Origin of the sequence: Gemmatimonas sp. (assembly GCF_027531815.1) — a bacterium.
Lineage (GTDB): Bacteria > Gemmatimonadota > Gemmatimonadetes > Gemmatimonadales > Gemmatimonadaceae > Gemmatimonas.
Window position 1 is genome coordinate 1 of the sequence record NZ_JAPZSK010000005.1, and the last position, 18,303, is coordinate 18,303.

15 protein-coding genes are annotated in these 18,303 nt (G+C 70.4%); 5 read left to right on the plus strand and 10 right to left on the minus strand.

What is annotated here, in order from left to right; genetic code table 11:
• The first annotated feature begins 401 nt into the window (after window positions 1-401).
• A complete protein-coding gene (locus O9271_RS06230; RefSeq protein WP_298267256.1) occupies window positions 402-761 on the plus strand; it encodes a hypothetical protein in 360 nt (119 codons plus the stop codon).
• A gap of 188 nt (window positions 762-949) precedes the next feature.
• On the opposite strand, the gene O9271_RS06235 is transcribed toward O9271_RS06230, so the two are convergent.
• Complete coding sequence (locus O9271_RS06235) at window positions 950-1,675, minus strand: thioredoxin domain-containing protein (protein WP_298267258.1); 726 nt, start codon at window positions 1,673-1,675, stop codon at window positions 950-952.
• A gap of 144 nt (window positions 1,676-1,819) precedes the next feature.
• Here O9271_RS06235 and O9271_RS06240 point away from each other — a divergent pair, with 144 nt between their 5' ends.
• Window positions 1,820-2,674 (plus strand): alpha/beta fold hydrolase, encoded by an 855-nt coding sequence (locus tag O9271_RS06240; RefSeq protein WP_298267260.1) that lies wholly within the window; start codon window positions 1,820-1,822, stop codon window positions 2,672-2,674.
• 124 nt (window positions 2,675-2,798) lie between these two features.
• Complete coding sequence (locus tag O9271_RS06245) at window positions 2,799-3,062, plus strand: hypothetical protein (protein ID WP_298267263.1); 264 nt, start codon at window positions 2,799-2,801, stop codon at window positions 3,060-3,062.
• Between the two features lie 132 nt (window positions 3,063-3,194).
• On the opposite strand, the gene O9271_RS06250 is transcribed toward O9271_RS06245, so the two are convergent.
• Window positions 3,195-3,734, minus strand: coding sequence for a CDP-alcohol phosphatidyltransferase family protein (locus tag O9271_RS06250; RefSeq protein ID WP_298267267.1), 540 nt, complete (start codon window positions 3,732-3,734; stop codon window positions 3,195-3,197).
• Window positions 3,735-3,802: 68 nt separating this feature from the next.
• On the opposite strand from O9271_RS06250, the gene O9271_RS06255 reads away from it, so the two are divergent.
• Window positions 3,803-5,347 carry a hypothetical protein gene (locus O9271_RS06255; RefSeq protein ID WP_298267269.1) on the plus strand — a complete coding sequence of 515 codons (1,545 nt, stop codon included), beginning with the start codon at window positions 3,803-3,805 and terminating at the stop codon, window positions 5,345-5,347.
• A gap of 191 nt (window positions 5,348-5,538) precedes the next feature.
• Here O9271_RS06255 and O9271_RS06260 read toward each other — a convergent pair whose 3' ends face one another.
• From O9271_RS06260 to O9271_RS06295, 8 genes are all read right to left on the minus strand, one after another.
• On the minus strand, window positions 5,539-8,199 hold the full coding sequence (locus O9271_RS06260) for a pitrilysin family protein (protein WP_298267271.1): 2,661 nt from the start codon (window positions 8,197-8,199) through the stop codon (window positions 5,539-5,541).
• On the minus strand, window positions 8,196-9,287 hold the full coding sequence (locus O9271_RS06265; RefSeq protein ID WP_298267274.1) for a tetratricopeptide repeat protein: 1,092 nt from the start codon (window positions 9,285-9,287) through the stop codon (window positions 8,196-8,198). The genes O9271_RS06260 and O9271_RS06265 overlap by 4 nt, the downstream gene beginning before the upstream one ends.
• Window positions 9,288-9,345: 58 nt before the next feature.
• Window positions 9,346-10,539: a tetratricopeptide repeat protein gene (locus O9271_RS06270; protein ID WP_298267276.1), complete on the minus strand. Its 1,194-nt coding sequence runs from the start codon at window positions 10,537-10,539 to the stop codon at window positions 9,346-9,348.
• Between the two features lie 89 nt (window positions 10,540-10,628).
• A complete protein-coding gene (locus tag O9271_RS06275; RefSeq protein WP_298267278.1) occupies window positions 10,629-11,579 on the minus strand; it encodes a pseudouridine-5'-phosphate glycosidase in 951 nt (316 codons plus the stop codon).
• A 113-nt stretch (window positions 11,580-11,692) separates the two neighbouring features.
• Window positions 11,693-11,929 carry a hypothetical protein gene (locus tag O9271_RS06280; RefSeq protein WP_298267280.1) on the minus strand — a complete coding sequence of 79 codons (237 nt, stop codon included), beginning with the start codon at window positions 11,927-11,929 and terminating at the stop codon, window positions 11,693-11,695.
• A gap of 108 nt (window positions 11,930-12,037) precedes the next feature.
• Window positions 12,038-15,151, minus strand: coding sequence for a CusA/CzcA family heavy metal efflux RND transporter (locus O9271_RS06285; RefSeq protein ID WP_298267283.1), 3,114 nt, complete (start codon window positions 15,149-15,151; stop codon window positions 12,038-12,040).
• Between the two features lie 3 nt (window positions 15,152-15,154).
• Entirely contained in the window at window positions 15,155-16,396 is a 1,242-nt protein-coding gene (locus O9271_RS06290; RefSeq protein ID WP_298267285.1) for an efflux RND transporter periplasmic adaptor subunit, read from the minus strand.
• Window positions 16,393-17,718, minus strand: coding sequence for a TolC family protein (locus tag O9271_RS06295; protein ID WP_298267288.1), 1,326 nt, complete (start codon window positions 17,716-17,718; stop codon window positions 16,393-16,395). Before O9271_RS06295 ends, O9271_RS06290 begins: the two co-directional genes overlap by 4 nt.
• Window positions 17,719-17,901: 183 nt before the next feature.
• On the opposite strand from O9271_RS06295, the gene O9271_RS06300 reads away from it, so the two are divergent.
• Window positions 17,902-18,255 carry a hypothetical protein gene (locus O9271_RS06300; protein WP_298267290.1) on the plus strand — a complete coding sequence of 118 codons (354 nt, stop codon included), beginning with the start codon at window positions 17,902-17,904 and terminating at the stop codon, window positions 18,253-18,255.
• Window positions 18,256-18,303 lie beyond the last annotated feature (48 nt).

The window sequence follows — 18,303 nt, forward strand, 5'->3', positions numbered from 1 at the left end:
CCCCCGCCTCCTGCCTCCTGCTCCCTGCCCCCTCCCTTTTCACCCCCAAGCGGGGGCCCCCCCCGGCGCGCCCCACAAAAAAAAACACAAAAGCCCCCCCGAAATTTACATAAACCCCGCAACAAACGAAAGGGACCCCCAACGCGCCGGGCGGCGGGGGTGTGTTGGGTGGGCCGGCCCCCCCGGGGGGCGCCCCGCTTGGGGGTGAAAAGGGAGGGGGCAGGGAGCAGGAGGCAGGAGGCGGGGGGCAGACGGTGCGACTCTGCTTCCGGCGTTCTGCTCCCTGCTCCCTCCCCCCTCCCTGGTCATCAAAACCGCGCCGCGTGGCGCGGCAACTCCACCCGTCCGTGCGGTGTATCACGGCACGAAACCCGCAGCCGCGCTATTTCGTCAGCATACATATGTCCATCCTCAGCAAGCTCTTTCCGGAAACCCTCTTCCCCCGCAAGCTGTCGGCCGACGCCGAGCAGCGGCTGCGGCTCGCCCAGGCGCGCGCGGAAGAGGCGCTCATTCGGGCGCACGTGGACAACGCGCTGCTGTTCGTGGATACGCTCGCCACCGACGTGAGCTACGAGCGCGCACTCGACATTTACGTGCGGGAGCTTGCCGTGCCGGAGCCGCTGGCCAGTGTGGTCGTGACCCGCGCGCTGGTAGCGCTGGGCGAGGCGCTGGTGCCCGACGCCGGCGCAACCGCGGAACAGGCGGCGCCCATGCCGGCACTGCGGCTGGACGAGGCGGCCGCGCGGCGGAGGCGGGCGTAATGGCGAAGGGCCGCGCTGTCGCGCGGCCCGTGTGTATACGAGGCAGGTAGCAGGAGGCAGGTAGCAGGAGGCAGGTAGTAGGAAACAGGAATCAGGGGGTAAGGGCATTCCCGTTTCCCCCGGATGGCCTTCCCCCTGCCCCCTGCCGTGTCAACCCAAGCGGCGCGCCCTGTGGCGCGCCGCCGTCCTTACTGCTTCGCCGCCGTGTCCGTTGCCGGCGCCGCCGCACCCGCGCCCGCCGCCGTCAGCGAATCCACCAGCTTCTTGATGCCGTCGGCGGTGAGGCCGCCCGGGTAGATCTTGTTCGCCACAATGATGGTGGGGGTGCTGTTCACGCCGCGCGACTGCCCCTCGGTAGCATTGGCCTGAATGCGCGGGAGGTGCTTCTGCTCATCCATGCAGCTGTTGTACGTCGCCATGTCGAGCCCAACCGCGGTGGCGTACGCCTCGATCACCTTGCGCGGGTTGGTTGTGGCCATCGTGCTCCAGTCGGGCTGGTTGGCGAAGAGCTGGTCGTGCATCTCCCAGAACTTCCCCTGATCGTTCGCGCACGCCGCCGCCAGGTGCGCGAAGAGCGTGTTGGCGTGAATCGACGTGAGCGGGAAGTCGTAGAAGCGGAAGTTCGCGAGCCCGGCGTCGATGATGCGCGCCTTGATGTCGGGGCCCTGAATGGTGGCGAACTGGCCGCACCCCGGGCACTCGAAGTCGGCGAACTCGATGATCGTGATGGGCGCATCCGGGTTGCCGCGCAGGTACCCCTCGGCCTTCATCGCCGGCGCATCCTTGGGCAGCTCAATGGGCTTGGGCTTGTTCTGCATCGTGCCCCACAGCACGCCACCACCCACCAGCAACAGCACCCCGATCACCGCCAGGAATCCGGTGTTCGACTTCTTCTTCGGCGTCACCTTGGCCACTCGCTCTCCTCGTCGTCATCCGGCCGCGGCCGGTGGGGTCCAGGACCTGCAGAGCGGCGGCGCCGGGCGCCATCGCTCCGAAATAGCATGCGGGAAGCTACGCGCCCGGTGGTTCGGTGCGCCATGGTGCACTATCCTCCCCACGTGTACACCGAACACCTGCGCATTCCCGTGGGCAGCGGCGCCCTGCATGTCGAGCGCGTCGGACGCGCCGGACGGGCGGTGGTGCTGTTGCACGGGTTCGGCACCTGTGCCTTCCTCTGGCGGGCCGTCGCGCCGGCGCTGGCCAGCGCCGGGCGCACCGTGGTCAGCATCGACCTGCTCGGCTTCGGCGAATCCGATCGCCCGGCCGATGTGCCCTACTCCCTGCCGGCGCAGGCCGAATACGTGGACCGGGCACTCACGGCGCTCCGCCTCGGCGCGGTGTGCGTGGCCGGACAGGATACGGGGGCGCTGGTGGCGCTGCTGCTGGCGGCGCAGGCGCCCGACCGGGTGCGGAAGCTGGCGCTGCTCGAACCGCCGGCCCCCGACGATCTCCCGGGAGCGGCCATCCGGTCGCTGCAGCGGACCTCGGCGCTTTCGGCGCTGAGCGCCAACAGCCTGTTCGGGGCCCGCCCCCTGCTCGAGCCGCTGCTCACCGACGCGGTGGGGGAGCGCGAGCGCATGCCCGAGCGCCTGGTGATGCGCTACCTGGCCCCGTGGGTTGGGGGCAACGGGGCGGCGGAGCTGCTGCAGCTCGCCAGTAGCGTGTCCATGACCCCCAATCCAGGACAGCCCGAGCCCGATCTGGCGGCGGTGCGCGGCGACGTCCTGCTCTGGTGCGGCGGCGATACCCCGCCCCGCAGCCGCGAGGATGCGGCGGCACGGTCGGTGGCATGGCAGCGCCTGCTCCCGCGGGCGCGGGTGACGCCCCTCATCACGGCGCGCCCCCCCGGCATGCTGGTCGCCGAGGACACCCCCGACGCCCTCGTGGCAGCGCTCCTGCCGTGGAGCGCGTAAGGAGTGGGAGTGACTGAGCCCCGGCGGCACCCTTCGCCCCTAGGATCCCCGTTTCTCATCGGTTAGATTTTCCATTCTGCACCGGATACGCCGGGCAGCCTGTTCGACGCACTACCCAGAGGAAATGGCCAAGCCCAAGCTTCGTCCGCGTCGTGACGCCATGGTCCCCTCCCCCTATCAGGAGGCCCGTGACGAGCTCTTCCAGCAGATCATGCAGTGCGGTGTGATCGGGTGTCATCCCGAAGATCAGAAGGAGTGGTTTGACGCCACCATGGTCTACCTTCAGGACCGGTATTCCGAGCTCAAGCCGACGGAATTCGCGGAACTGCGTACGCTTGGCGAGCGCTTCGCGCAGCCGGCCAAGAAGCAGGAACCCGCCTCGGTCTGACCGCCGCAGACATAGACGCCAGTAGATGTGCGAACGCCCTCGGGTTTCCCCCGGGGGCGTTCTTTTGCTCCGCGCCTCCCCTTCTCCGCGCCTCCCCTTCTCCGTGCCTCGCGGTCTCCGCGCCTCGCCCTTCTACCGCCGCACCCGCTCCCGCCAGAGCATGAGCGTGTAGTCGATCGTGGCGGCCGCCCCCACGCCAAAGACCACCCACACCATGCCGTCGGTGGCGGCGGGCCAGAGAAGCACCACGAGAAAGGTGGCCAACTGCAGGCCGGTGACGGCCTTGCCCAGCAATCGCGCCTTGAAGGTGATGGGGCGCAGCCAACTGACATTGCGGGCCACGAACCAGCCCACGATGGACATCAGGTCGCGAAACATGAGCGCCACGGCCTGCCACACGCTCAGCTGCGCGCTGGCCACGAAGCCAATCACGACGCACAGCGCGAAGAAGCGGTCGGCCACCGGGTCCACCAGTGCGCCGAGGCGCGACGACGCCTGGGTACGTCGCGCGAGCCACCCGTCGAGAAAGTCGGTGAGCGACGCGATGGCGATGAGCGCCAACCGCGGCATGACCGCCTCCGTCACGAGAAACCCGAACCCCAGCACCACCCGGGAGGTGGAGACGAGATTGGGCAACGTGACGAGTGCAGTGCCATTCGACGCGCGTGTCATGCAGGTAAGCTACCCGGGCACGCCCCCGGGGTGCCAGCGATCCCCGGTGGCCGTTATCGTCACCACACATGCTCGAACCGCTGCTGCGCAACGTTCTGCGTGATCCCCTGCCGCTGGTGGTGGTGGGCATTGCCGCTGCCGTGCTCGCCTGGGATGTGGCGCTCGCCGGGTGGATGTCGGCGCGCCGCGAGGCGCCGCGGGCGTTCACGCAGTTGGCGGCCTTCTGCGGGCTGCTGGTGGTGCCAGCCCTGGTGGTAGGCATCGCGTCGGCCACCGAAACCGGCTCGCGCACCATTGCCGGGATCACGTGGATCATTCCTGCCGTGGCGATCGCCTTTGCCCTGCAGGTGAGCTACGCGCTGGTGGCGCGACTGGTGTCGGTGCTGGTGGGCATCCCCATCCTGCTCTACGACCTCATCCTGGTGGCCATCGCCATTGGGGACTATCTCGTGGCGCAGCGGGGACAGGCTCCGGAGGCGCTGCAGGCGGTGCTCTCGGCGCGCGACGTGGTCGTGGGCATGACGGTGGGGCGCGCCGCGCTCGTCTCGCCACTCACGGCACTGGTGCCCATGCTCGCGCCCGCGTATCCGGCGCGCTGGCGGCTGTCGGGGGCGGTGCGCGCCCTGCTCGTGCTGGCGGCCACGGCGCTCACCACGCTGCTGGTCATCGAATGGCCGCGCGGCGTGGCCGCCGTGCGCAGCTACCGCGTGGCCTACGCGGAGCCCATGCAGGCGCGCCCCCGTGGCGACTTCGTGCTCGGGGTGCGCCTCTACCCCGCCCTCGATGGCGCGCCGCCGGCGCGGGCCGTGCGGGCAGACGGCGCGTTGGTGGAGGCGTTTGCCCCCAACGTGGTGTTCCTGCTGCTCGAGCATGACGGCACGCGCGCCGCGGCGCTCGACTCACTCTCGCGGGTGCTGGACCCGTTGCGCGCAGACAGCGTGCGCATTGCCATTGGCCTGCGGGTCGATGGGCGCCCCGGCCCCGCCGATGACGCCGAGCGGGTGGCGAGCCTTGCCCGCGTCCTGCAGCGCGTGCGCCCCGATGTGCTTTTCCCCGCCGTGGCGCCGCCGCTGCCGCGCTGGTTCTTCGCCGCGCCGCCGTCCGTGACGTGGTGGCGCGACATCCTCACGCGCAGCGCGCGCGAGGTGGAGCGCGTACGCCCGCGCACCGTGCTGGGGTGGAGCGCGGCCCGGCTCGACGTCATCGACAGCGCCGTGTACCGTTGGGCCACCCAGCCGCAGTCGCCGGTGGAGCTGGTGGGGGCGTCCATCTACCCCAGCTTCTCGGGGCTCCCCGCCGTGGATGGGCGCCTGCGGGCCCTGGAGCGCTGGCATGCGCAGGCCGTGCAGCGCGGGGGGGGCGCGCAGCCGCACTGGCTTGTGAACGTGGGTGGCCTGCCGCACGCGCACGGGGATGCCGCCCAGACCGCCGCCATCCGCCGCACCCTCGCCTGGGGCTCCCGTCAGCCGTGGATCGGTGCCGCCATTATCGGCGAACCCGCCGACTACGACGGCTGGCTGGGACTACGCGCCGCCAATGGCCGCGAGCGCGCCGCGGTGAGCGCCATTGGCCTGGCCGCCCGCCGTATGCGCGAGGTGCGCGCGACGCCGTAGGCGGATGCGCGCTGACGCGCGCGATGGGTTCGCAAGGCAGGGAGCAGGGAGCAGGGAGCAGGGAGCAGGGAGCAGGGAGCAGGGAGCAGGGGGCAGGGAGCAGGGAGCAGGGAGCCGGGTGCCTTCTTCCTGCTTCCTGCCCCCTGCCCCCTTCCTTGTCATATAAAGGCGCGTCCCCGACGCGCCGTTCCTCACCCCCCGCGCACGATCCCCTCCGCCAGTCGCGACGGATCGAAGTACCGCGCCGCCAGCGCCTGCACATCGTGCGCGGTGACCGCGGCCAACTGTGCCGTGACTTCGTGCCGTTCGTGCAGCCCTTCGCCGAACATCCACGCGTCCACCAGCTCGGAGAGCACGGCGCCTCCCGACTGCTGGGCAATGGCGTGGGTCCCAATCAGATAGCGCCGTGCCCGCGCGAGTTCGTCGGCGGTGGGGGGCTGCTCCACGAACTTCGCGAACTCCGCCAGCAGGCCGGCGCGGGCCTCCTCTTCGCGCGCGGGGCTCGTGGCGATGTACGCCCCGAAGGCGCCGCCCGCCACGCGCTCCAGGGGAAACGCCTGCACCGTGTACGCCAGCGACTGCTTGTCACGCAGCTGCTCGAAGAAACGTCCCCCCAGCCCACTCGCGATGGCCGCCAGCACGCGCGCGGCAAACCGCGCGACGTCACCGCGCGAGGCACCCGGGAAGAACAGCGCGAGCGCCGTCTGCTGGCGCGCGCGCGTGTCGGCGCGCACCACATGCGCGGCCGGCCACACGTGCATGGGGAGCGCGGCGACAGGCGCGTCGTGCAGCGGGCGCAGGTGCCGCTGCACCAGCTGGGCCACATCGTCGGGCTGCACGTCGCCCACCACTGCCACCACCGAGGCCCCACGCTGCACGTGCCGTGCATGGAAGTCGCGCACCATCTCGCCGGTGAGCGCCGCCAGGGAGTGGTCATTCCCCAGCACCGAGCGCGCGTACGCATGGCCGTCGAACGCGGCCAACGTGGCCAGCCGCGTGGGCCAGCGCTGCATGTCGTCGCGCAGTCGCGCCACTTCGGCCAGCGCCAGTGTGCGCTCGGTGTCGATCGAGTCGGCCGCGAAGGTGGGGTGCAGCACCACGTCACCCAGCAGCTCGGTGGCGGCCGGGAGATGGCGCGCCGGCACCGACATGCTCCACCCCAGACTCTCGAGTGACGCGCTCACCCCGATACTGCTGCCCAGCTCCTCGGCGGCTTCGGCCAGCTGCGCCCCCGAGCGCACCCGCGTGCCTTTGAGCGAGGCCTGCAGCGCCAGACGCGCCAGCCCTTCGTGCGCCTCGTCGTTGAGCGTGGCGCCCCCACGCTGGAAGACGCCCACATGCACCAGCGGCGCCCCCGCGCGCGGCAGCACCAGCACCGGAACGCCCTGCGTGGTGCGGTACACATGCACGTCACCCTGCCTCTCGGCGGTGAGCGCCACATGCACCGCCGGCGCCGCCACCACGCGCGGCGACGCGGAGGGCGTGGCCACACCCGACGACGGCATCACGGCGCTCCCCAACCCGGCCTCCTCGTGGAGCAGCGCCTGCAGCGCCTCGTCGCTGAGCACGAGCGGCTCGCTGCCGTCGGGACGGTACGACACCAGCGATACCTGCGCCGCATCGAGGTGACGCTGCGCGGCCGCCTGCACCGCCGCGGCGTCGAGGGAGAGCAGCGCGTCGTAGTACTGCGACGCCACCTCAAGACCGCCGTCGGCCTCCCAGCCCGCCAGATACTGCGCCTGGCCATCCATGCTTTCGAGTCGACGTAGCCAGCGCGCCTCCAGGATGCGCTGCGCGCGCAGGATCTCGCTGCGCCGGAACCCTTCGTGGCGGGCGGCCTGCACTTCGCGCCACGTGGCGCGCATCGCGTCACGCGCGGTACTGGCGGCGCCCTCGCTGTGCGTCACGAACACGCCCACGTCGCCCGCGGTGTAATGCCAGGCGCTCACGCTGCTGGCGAGTTGCTGTTCACGCACGGCCCGGTAGAGACGCGACGCCCGGCCGGTACCCAGCGCAATGCCCGCGAGGTCCAGCGCCGGGGTGTCCGGGTGATCGAGCGCGGGGGCGCGCCACCCGAGAGCCAGCTGCTGCTGGGTCACATCACCACTCCACTCCTGCCGCCGCACCCCCGGCAATCCCGCTTCCCGCGGGCCACGATCGCGCGCGGGTGTTCCCGGCGCGAGCGTGCCGTGCCGCGCCAGCACCTCCCGGCGAACGTCGTCGACATGCACATCGCCCACCACACACAACACCGTGTTGTCAGGGCGATACCAGGCGCGGTAGAAGCCCATGAGCTGGTCGCGGGTGAGTGCCCGCAGCGGCGCTTCCTCGCCAATGCGCCAGCGACGGATGCGATGCCGGTCGTGCAACAGTGCGTACAACGTTTCGATGGCCACCGCCTGCGGCGTGTCGCGCTTGCGCTTGGCCTCCTGGATGATGACCTCGAGCTCCCGCGCCAGTTCGTCGGCATCGATGACGCTGCGCGCGTAGGCATCGAACTGGATCTCCAACCCCGCCACGAAGCTGGCCGAGGGGAGCACCGTGTAGTAACTGGTGTGATCGTAGATCGTGTGCGCGTTGAGATAGCCGCCGTTGGCCTTGGTCTCGCGCGCAATCTGTCCCACGCCGCGCGTGGGCGTGCCCTTGAAGAACATGTGCTCCAGCACATGCGCAATACCGACGATGTCGTCGGTTTCGTCGAAGTAGCCGGCCTTCACATACGTCACGATGGCCACCACGGGGGCCGACGCATCACGGCGCACCAGCAGCGTGAGGCCGTTGGGGAGCACTTCCCGATGGGTGTCGTGATGCAGGGCAATGGCGTCGCTGGGACGCCGCAGCGTGTCGGTCATGCCGGGGGAGGTGGCGGATAGCCGGGCGCGCCGGAGGGCCCGGGTGCCGGGGGTGGCAGCGGCGGCACACACGGCTGCCACTCCCCCGGACCGGCGCGCTCGACCCATCGCCGGGCTTCGTCGTAACGCTGCAGCCGGTACAGGGCGCAGCCAAGGAATCCCTGTGCCGTGCGATCGGCCGGGTCGATTTCGAGTGCGCGCACGTAGAAGCGGCGCGCGATTTCCGGCTGTCCATCAGCCAGCATGAGTGCCGCCAGCTCACGGGCAGCGAGGCTGCTGCCAGGCGCCACGCGCACGGCAGTGGTGAGAAAACGCCGCGCCCGGGCCAGGTCACCCTCTTCGCGCGAAATACGCCCCAGGTAGATCAGCGGGCGGGCGTCATTGGGATCGAGCTGCGCCGCCTTGGCGAACGCCACCCGCGCGGCCTCACGCGAGCCGGCCCGATACGCCTCGGCGCCCGCCTGGAATTCACGCCCGGCGCGACCGCTGTACCACCACACCCAACCCGCTGCCCCCACCACGATCACCACCAGCGCGCTGAGTGCCAGCAGAAAGCGCCTCCGGTGGGGCGCCGTGGCCGCCACCACCTCGTAGGCGGGATCGGGCGCTGGCGCGTTGGCAGCGGTGGCGTTCCCCCCAGCAGCCCCAGCGGGGCCAGCGTTCCCGGCGGCGGCGGCAGCGCCCCACGGCGACGGCGGCGCGGAGGCCCCGGGCACCGGCGGTGCAAACGGCGACACGGGCGCGGCCACTCTGGGTGCCGCGGCGTTGGCCACGGCGTGATCGAGCGCCATCCAGGCTTCGCGCGCAATGAGTCGCTCGGACTCGTTCGTCGCGGCCACCGCCGAGCGGTCCGCCCACGTGGCCAGCGCCACGAGGGCGTGCGCATCACTGAGGGTGATGGCCCCCTGCTGGCGCACCTCGGCCACCAGTGCCTGCCCGGTGAGCGACGGGCGGGCGATGACCTGCTGCAGCACGTGCTGCGCCGCGCTCCACAGCGCCGGCGCCGCCGCGGAATTGCCGAAGACGACACGCGCCGCATCGAGCGCGGCGCGAGGGGTGGGAGGAGAGGCGTCGGGTGCGGCAGTCATGAGGAGGGGTGCGGACGGCGGCGACCCATGGTCACCGCTTCACGCGGCGTTCCGCAGCTCAGCGCACGATGCGCAACATGCCCGCGTCGGCGCTGCCGCGGAGGAACGCTTCGGGTGCATGCGACGCCACGCGCATGCCGGTGGCACCATAGAAGCGGCGTGCCTCCATGGCCATGTATTCGTCGAGTGGGCGGCCAGCATCGCGCGCGTCGCGCAGCGCCTGCACGATCTCCTCCCACGAGCCCTCGAAAGCGCTGCCGTCGCGCATGATCACGCGGTGCGTGCCATTGTCGGCCATGAGCACATCGGTCGTGGCCGCGCCCGGTTCATTGGCCTGCCCACTGCCCTGCTCGCCGGGAGACTCCCCGGCCTGCTGCTGACCGACGAGGCCGGTCAGCAGCGAGCCGAGCGCTTCCAGTTGATCCTGCGATGGGTGCCCGTCTTCGGTGTCGGCCTCGACGGCCGCCTGCTCCACCTCGGCGAGCAGTTCATCGATGGGGTCGGGTTCACCTGCCAGCTCCACCAGACGGGCCTCCCACGGCTTCAGCTCGCCGTCGGAGTCCTTGAGCTTGTACACCGACTTCTTGAGCTCGATGAGCCGCCAGATGCCGAGCTCGTCCCAGTGATCTTCGGGTGTCGTCTGCTCGAACTCCAGCAGCGCGGCGTCGAGATCGCCGGCGTCGTAGAGCAGGTTGGCGATGTACACCCGCGCTTCCGCGAACTTGGGATCGAGCACGAGCGCGCGGCGCAGCGCCACCATGGCTTCGACATCGTTCCCCAGCCGGTGCTGCGCATACCCGATGCACGCGACCGCCTCGGCCGAGTCCTCGGCGTTGCGCACGGCGCGCTCGAAGAAGGTCAGCGAGTGCTCCACGAACCCCTCGCGAAAGAGGGCCCGGCCGATCTGCAGCATGAGGTCCACATCGTCCTCATAGCCGAGTTCGATGGTGCGATCGTAGGCACGCAGCCCCGCCTCGACCTGGCCGAACTTGAGCAGCACTTCGCCAAGGCCGGCCAGCGCGTCTTCGTGTTCGGGGTCGTGCATGAGCGCCTCCTCGAAGCTGCGGCGCGCCCAGGCATACTCTTCCCGCGCCAGGCGCGCGTAGCCGGCGCCCACGTGCAACTCCACCGCCTGCGGGTACCGCGTGAGTCCCTCGCGCAGCAACTCAAGCGCCTCGTCGTACCGCGCCTCGTTGTAGAGGGCATGGGCGCGCTCGTCGTATTCCTCGGAACTCAGGAACGGGTTGGTCATTGCGAGACTGGCCTCCGGATCGAGCGGGTTACCGGATAGTACCGTGATCGACGGCTTTCGTTCAACGCTGGACCGACATGGAGCGGGGTTTACGGCTCCGCACGGGGGGAACCGGCGGAGGTGGAGGGATCCGACTGCATCGCCACGGCAATCTCGCCGGCCAGCCGGGCGTTGTGCTCGAGGAGCGCCAGATTGGCATGCACCGAGCGCCCGTTGGTGAGCTGCTGGATGCGGGCGAGCAGAAAGGGCGTCACGGCGGCGCCGCGCACCCCGGCCTCCCGGGCTGCCGCGAGCGCCTGCGCCGTGGCCTGCGCCACCACCTCCTCGGGGAGGGCATGCTCCGCTGGCGGGGGCTGCACCACGAGCATGGCGCTCGTGCGCCCCAGCGCGCGGTGCGCCCGCCAGGCGCGGGCAATGGCGGCCGGGGTATCCAGGCGCGCCGACAGCCGCAGGCCGGTGGTCACCGAGAAGAAGCCGGGCAACTCGTCGGTGCCGTAACCCACCACCGGGACACCGAGGGTTTCCAGACGCTCGAGCGTGGCCGGCAGGTCGAGAATGGACTTGGCCCCCGCGCACACCACGATGACGGGGCTCCGGGCCAGCTCCACGAGGTCGGCCGATTCGTCGAAGGGGGCGTCTCGGTGCACGCCGCCAATACCCCCGGTGGCGAAGAGCTCGATGTTGGACCGCTGGCACAGCGCCAGCGTGGCCGCCACGGTGGTCGCCCCATCGGCACCGTCAGCCATGGCGATGCCGAGGTCGCGCGCCGACACCTTGCGCACGCCGTCGCGGGCGAGGAACCGCTCGAGGTCGGCTGCTTCGAGCCCCAGCGACGGTTCACCACGCACGATGGCGGTGATGGCGGGGGTGGCTCCCGTTTGCTCGACGGCGCGCATCATGCGCGCCGCGGCCTCGCGGTTGAAGGGCGGCATCAGCCCTTGCGCCAGCACGGAACTCTCGAGCGCGACGACCGCGCCTCCGCGCTCGAGCGCGGCCGTGATGATGTCGGTACTGCGGAGGCGCAGCGGGCGTTGACTCACACTGGCCATACTACAGCGCGGTGCACCGTGGGGCAACGGCCGCCACACGGTGCACCGCGTTGTCTGCTACGCCATGCGCGCAACGGCCCGCGCGTGGCCGTTGGCGTCACCCGTCAGGACGTGGCGTCCTCGAAGGCATCCGCCTTGCGATTCTCGATCAGTTCCCAGTCGCTCGACGTCGGATCGGTGACGGCGAGCAGCTTGATCGTCTCACCGGCCCAGGCGTCGAACTCCTTGCCTTCGTTCTGGTAGACCTTGATCTGATGACCGCTCTCGAACTTGAGGACGATCAGCGGGTGCGTGGAGTTGGTGAACTGCTTGCGCAGCTTCTTCGGGGGCTGGAGGCTCATCGTCGTCTTCGGGGGCAAGGGGACTCGAAGGAACAGGTCAAGTTGGCGCCAAACCGTCGATCCCGCCAGCGGGGACTGGCAGCTTTGCCCCCGCGGCCGCCCCCCGGTTCATGCTGCCGGTTGCCGGTGGCCGCGCGCCGCCCGGGCAGCCCCACGCCGCGTCTCGAGCCATGCGTACAACACCGGCAGCACGAACAGCGTGAGCACCGTGCTCGTCACGAGCCCGCCAATCACCACGCTCGCGAGCGGCCGTTGCACCTCACTGCCCGGGGTCGTGCTGATGGCCATGGGCACGAACCCCAGGCTCGCCACCAGCGCCGTCATGAGTACCGGGCGCAGCCGGTCGGAGGCCCCGCGCTCCACGCGGTCATCCACCGGTTCCGGAACCTCCCCGCCATCGCCCTGCCCCTCGTGACGCAGGTGGTTGAGATGTTCCACCATTACCACGCCGTTGAGCACCGCAATGCCGAAGAGGGCGATGAAGCCGATGCTGGCCGACAGGCTGAGATTGAGTCCGCGCAGCCACAGCGCCGCAATGCCGCCCACCAGCGCGAACGGCACATTGGAGAGCACCAGCACGGCCTGCGACACCGAACGGAACGACAGGTACAGCAACCCGAAGATGAGCAGCAGCGCGAGCGGCACGACCACGGTCAGCCGCCCCATGGCCCGCTGCTGATTCTCGTACTGACCGCCCCACTCGAGAAACACCCCGGCCGGCAACGGCACCTCGCGCGCCACGCGGGCGCGCACCTCTTCCGCGAAGCTCCCCAGGTCACGCCCGCGCACGTTGCTCAGCACGAGGGAGCGACGCTGCGCATCTTCGTGGCCAATGAGCTCAGGCCCCGTGGTGCTCTGCACACTGGCCACCGCCGTCAGCGGCAGCAGCTCTCCACCGGGCGCACGAATGGTGAGCCGCCCCACGGCGGCCGCATCACTGCGATACGCCTCCGGCATACGCACCACGATGTCCACGCGCCGGAAGCCATCGATCAGCTCCGCCGCCTTCTGCGAGCCCATGGCCATGTCGATGGCGTCGCGCACATCCGCCACCGACAGCCCGTACTGCGCCAGCGCTTCGCGGCGAATCTGCATGCGGACCTGCCCGCTCCCCTCCGCCACCTCCACGGCCACGTCGGCACTCCCCGGCACCGTGGCCACCACGCGCCGAATCCGCTCGGCCAATGCCTCGTTCTGGCCAAGATCGGGGCCCACCACCTTGATCCCCAGATCGGTCTTGATGCCGCTCTCCGCCTCATCGAGACGCATGGCCAGGGGCTGCGTGAACGCCACCTCGAGCCCCGGCACCACGCGCAGCGCCGAGTCGAACTTCGTGACCAGCTCCTCGGTGCTCGAGGCGCTGGTCCACTTCTCGCGCGGCTTGAGAATGACGTACATGTCGCCTTCGAAGAGCCCCATGGCCTCCGTGGCCAGGTCGGGGCGCCCTTCCTTGGTGACCGTCGTGATCACCTCGGGGAACCGCTGCACGATGCGCTCGGCGGCCAGTGACAGCCGCGTCGCATCGGCGAGGTCCACGCTCGGCATGCGCCGGGTGGTGATGAGAATGGAGCCCTCGTCCAGTTTGGGCATGAACTCGGTGCCAATACGGGTGAGCGAGTAGATCGCCACCACCACCAGCACCGCCGAAACGCCCAGCACCGGACGCGGCGCACGCAACACGTTACCCAGCACCCGCCGATAGCTCTCGGTGAGCCGTCGCATCCACGCCGCCGGTTCCCCATGGCCGCCACGCAGCGCCCAGCTGGAGACCGCCGGCACGTACGTGAGCGCGAGGAAGAGCGACCCCAGCACGGCACACACGACAGTGAAGGCCATGGGCTTGAACATGCGCCCTTCCATGCCGTCGAGCGTGAAGATGGGGATGTACACGGCCACGATGATGGCGATGCCGAACAGGATGGGGCGTCCCACCTCCACGGCGGCACGTTCGAACAGCCCGTCGCGGTTGAGGCCGCGGTGTCCTTCCATGCGCCGGATGAAACTCTCCACCATGACCACCGACGCGTCCACGATGAGCCCGAAGTCGAGCGCGCCCAGGCTCATGAGGTTGGCGCTGTAGCCGAAGAGCGCCATGCCCACGAAGGCGATGAGCATGGAGATGGGAATGACCGACGCCACGATGAGCGCCGCGCGCACGTTGCGCAGGAACAGGAAGAGCACCGCAATGACGAGCAGCCCGCCCTCGATGAGATTCTTGACGATCGTGTTGGTGGTGCGCGCCACGAGGTCGGTCTGGTCGTAGAAGGGGACGACCTTCACGTGGGCCGGCAGCGCCTTCTTGATCTCCTCCATGCGTGCGCGCACGTCGGCAATGACGCGGCGGGAATCGGCGCCCTTGAGCTTGAGCACCATGCCGCTCACCACCTCACCCTCCCCGCCCTTGGTCACGGCGCCATTGCGGGGCAATGCGCCCAGCTGCACCGTGGCCACGTCACCCACACGCACCGGTGCCCCGCGATGCGAGCCAATGACCACCCGCTCCACCTCCGCGGCGTTCTCCACACGCCCCAGGCCGCGCAGCGTGAATCGTTCGCCGCCATGCTCGAGATAACTGCCGCCGAACGCCAGCGTGTTGCGGGCGAGGGCCTCGTGCACATCCACCACGGTGTGCTGATAGCCGGCCAGGCGAACCGGGTCGACCACCACTTCCACGCGCTCCGTGAGGCCGCCCCACGAGTTCACCTCGCTCACCCCGGGCACCGTGCGCAGGCGGGGGCGCACGACGTAGTCGTGCAGCGTCTTGAGGTCGGTGAGCGACAGCGAGTCGCTGGTGAGCACGTACTGGTACAGCTCGCCCATGGGGGTGGACACGGGCCCCAGCGCCGGTTCCACCCCCACCGGCAACGCGCCCTTGGCGTCGGTGAGGCGCTGCTGCACCAGTTGGCGCGCGAAGTACACGTCGACGTTGTCGGGGAAGGGCACGATCACGAGCGACAGCCCGAACTTCGAGACCGAGCGCACCCCCTGCGCGCCGGGCACTCCCATGAGACTCGACTCGATGGGATACGTGACCAGCCGCTCCACCTCCTCCGGTGCCATCCCCGGCGCGGTGGTGATGACTTCCACCCGCGTGCCCGTAAGGTCGGGGAAGGCATCGAAGGGAATGTGCTGCAAGGCGTACAACCCCGCGGCCATGAGCGCGAGCGTGAAACCCACGACCGCGCCCCGTCGCCGGAGCGCGAAGTGAATGAGGGCTTTCATGCGCTACTCCCCGCCAGCGCTGCGACGCTTCAGCAGTTCCGCCTTGGCAATCGCCACGCCGCGTACCACCACGATGGCCCCCTCCTGCAGCCCCGCCAGCACTTCCACCCGCTCCGACGAGCGCCGACCGATACGCACCGGCGTCGCGCGCACGTGCATGCCCGCCCCCCGCTGCCCGGCCACGAACACCACGGTGTCGCCGTCGATCGTCTGCAGCGCGCCATCGGGAATGACCAGCGCCGGCGTGGTGCCGCGGCCGCTGATGTCCGCCTGCACGAACGTTTCCGCGCGCCCTGCCGGGCGTCCGGTGAGCCGGGCGATGACCTGCACGGTGCGACTGAGCGTGTCCACCGTGGGCGCCACGCGCATGACCACCGCGTCGTAGCGCTGGTCCGGGCGGTCGGTGAGGGCGTAGCGCACGCTGGCCCCCACCTCGATCCCCACCGCCTGCTGCTCGGGGAGATGCATCTCCAGCTGCAGCCGATCCGGGCTGCCCACCGTGAGCAGCGGGGTGCCGGGGAGCACCACCGTGCCCGGCTGCGCTTCGCGGCCGGTCACCACGCCGGCAATGGGCGTGCGAACGATGACGTCGTGCTCGTCGGCGCCTGCCGGCAGCGGCCCCGTGCCCGCCAGGTGCTCCACAAGCGCCGTGGCGCGGTCGCGCTCGGCCAGCGCCTCGGTGTAGTGGGATTCCGCCACCCGCCGGTTGACGACGGCACGCTCGAGTTCCGCGCGTGACATGGCCTTGTTGTCGAAGAGGCGCTGCGCACGCTCCGCCGCCGAGATGGCCAGATCGCGCTCGGCCTCCATGGCCGTGACCCGCGCCAGACTGGCCTTGAGGGTGCTGCGGGCGTCCATGATCTCGTGACTGTGCACCATGACGAGCGCCTGCCCCGCGGCCACGCGGTCGCCCACACGCACCGTCACGTGCGTAATGCGCCCCTCGGTGATGGAGCCGATGGTCTCGAGGCTACTTGGATCCAGCTCCAGCCGCCCAGGTACGGTTACCGCGGCGCGCCACGGCACGGTGCGCGCGGTGTCGATGGTGAAGCCGGCGATTTGCACGGCGTCGGCCGACAGGGTGGCCGTATCCATGGCCGGCGGCGCATTCCCGGCCAACGCCGTGGCGCCGTCACCGCCGCCATCGGCTGCCCCGCTGCACGCCGCGAGCAACGCGGTGCCGGCCAGCAGGGCGCGTCGTCCGGTGGCAGACGACGGGAGGACGAAGTGGGCGGTCATGGTCATGGACGGGGAGGAAGTGGAGCGAGGACGGGCAGATCCAGGGGACTGTCGCGGTCGAGGCGCGCGCCGAGCGCCCGTTCGAGTTCGAGGCGGGCCAGCCAGGCATCGGCCGCCCACCGCAGCTGCTGCTGCAACGCCTCCGCGGCGGCGCGCTCGGCGTCGAGCAGTTCGGTGAGGGTGACGTGACCCTCGCGGTAGGAGAGCCGCGCAATGCGGGCCACCTCGCGGCCGCGGGCATCGAACGAGGCCGCCGCGCCAGCGGCCCCCTGCACGTCGCGGTAGTGCGCGAGCGCGCGCAAGACGGTCACGCGAACCGCCAACCGCAGATCGTCGCGCAGCACCCGCGCTTCGCTTACCTGCCCCGCCGCCCGCTGCCGCGCGCCACTGTTGCGGTTGAACACCGGCATGGGCATGGCCAACCCCAGCTGTCCGGTCATGAAGCCACCGGTTTCCTTGGTGCCCCCCTGCAGCTGTACCTCCCCCAAAACGGCACGCTGCTCGGCGGCCAGCCGCTTCTGGGTTTCGCGCAACGCGGCGTCGCGCGCCTGCACGTCGGGGCGCCGCATCATGGCCGCCTGCAGGGCGTCGGCGGTGTCGGGGGCCGCCGGGAAGGCCGGCGTGGTGAGTGGCGCGACCGCGGGAGGTGACGCATCGGCCACGCCGATGAGGCGCGCCAGTTCGGCACGTGCCGCGGCGGCCTCGTTGCGGGCCGCCACGAGTGCCACCCGCGAGCGGTCGGCCTCCAGCGAGGTGCGCAGCCCCACGGCCTCGCTCACCAGCCCCTCGCGCAGCCGCTCGGCGTCCACCCGCGCGATTTCCCGCAGCGCCTCGTACTGCTGCGCCACGATGTCCACGCTCCCCTGCGCCAGCGCCGCGCGCAGCCAGACGCGCGCCACCTGCAACTCGGCGTCGCGGAGGTCGTTTACGGCATCGGCGGTGACGCGTTCGCGCCCGGCGGATGCGGCCTGCCGCAAGGCAAACCGCCGTCCCGAGAAGTCGAACGGCAGGTACAGCGTGGCAAAGATGTCCGGCAGCAGCGGGCTGCCGAGATTCTCGCGCCGCCATTCGAACGTGGGGTTGAGCCACTGCGTGCTTTCGCCCACCTGGCCCAGCCCCACCTGACGGCGCGCCTCGGTGAGCCGCTTGAGCGGTCCGGTGTTGCGTGCCACCGCAAGCGCCTGCGGCAGATCCAAGGCGGCAGAGGCCGCTGGCGGCGCCTGGGCGGCGGCGGCAACCGGCAGCAGGGCCGCCAGCAGCACCCAGGTGCCAGCGCGCCTGATGCCCCGACGGAACCGGGGTGGGGTAACGAGAGGGGGAGCGTCCATGATGCCAAGGTACGAGTCGATCATGAACGGCTCGTGAATACCACATGGCGGTCGCCGACGGCCAATCGTGCATTTCGTCACACGGCGGGCGATGACGCACTCAAGAAGTGCGCGACGAGCGCCGATCTCTTCAGGTGTGGCGGAGTTTCCTACCGCCGTGTGCTCTCTCCAGCTCCCCCCGACGTGCCCGTACCTACGCCCCTGCTCGCCAACGCGGTGATCGATGCCGATCATCACGCGCCCGACCCACTCGTCCTGCTCGTTCGCGCCTACGACCGCGCCATCGGCGCGTGTGAGATGTTCGACCTTGCGGGAGCGCGGCAGGCCATTGCCGTGCTGCGCGAAGCGCTCGACCTCGAATCGCCGGCGTCGCGCAGCTTCGACGCGCTGTACGCCTGGTGCGAGGAGTGCGTGGATGTCCGGGACTTCGTGGCCGCCGCGCAGTGTCTGCGCACGCTGCGAGATGCGTGGCGCCGCGCAGGGCAGATGCCCCCGGTGGGCTCGCCGACACGGTGGTGCGATTTGCCGGTGTGCTGAGGGGGGAAAAGAACTGACAACTAAGAACTTTCACTACGAACTAGAAAC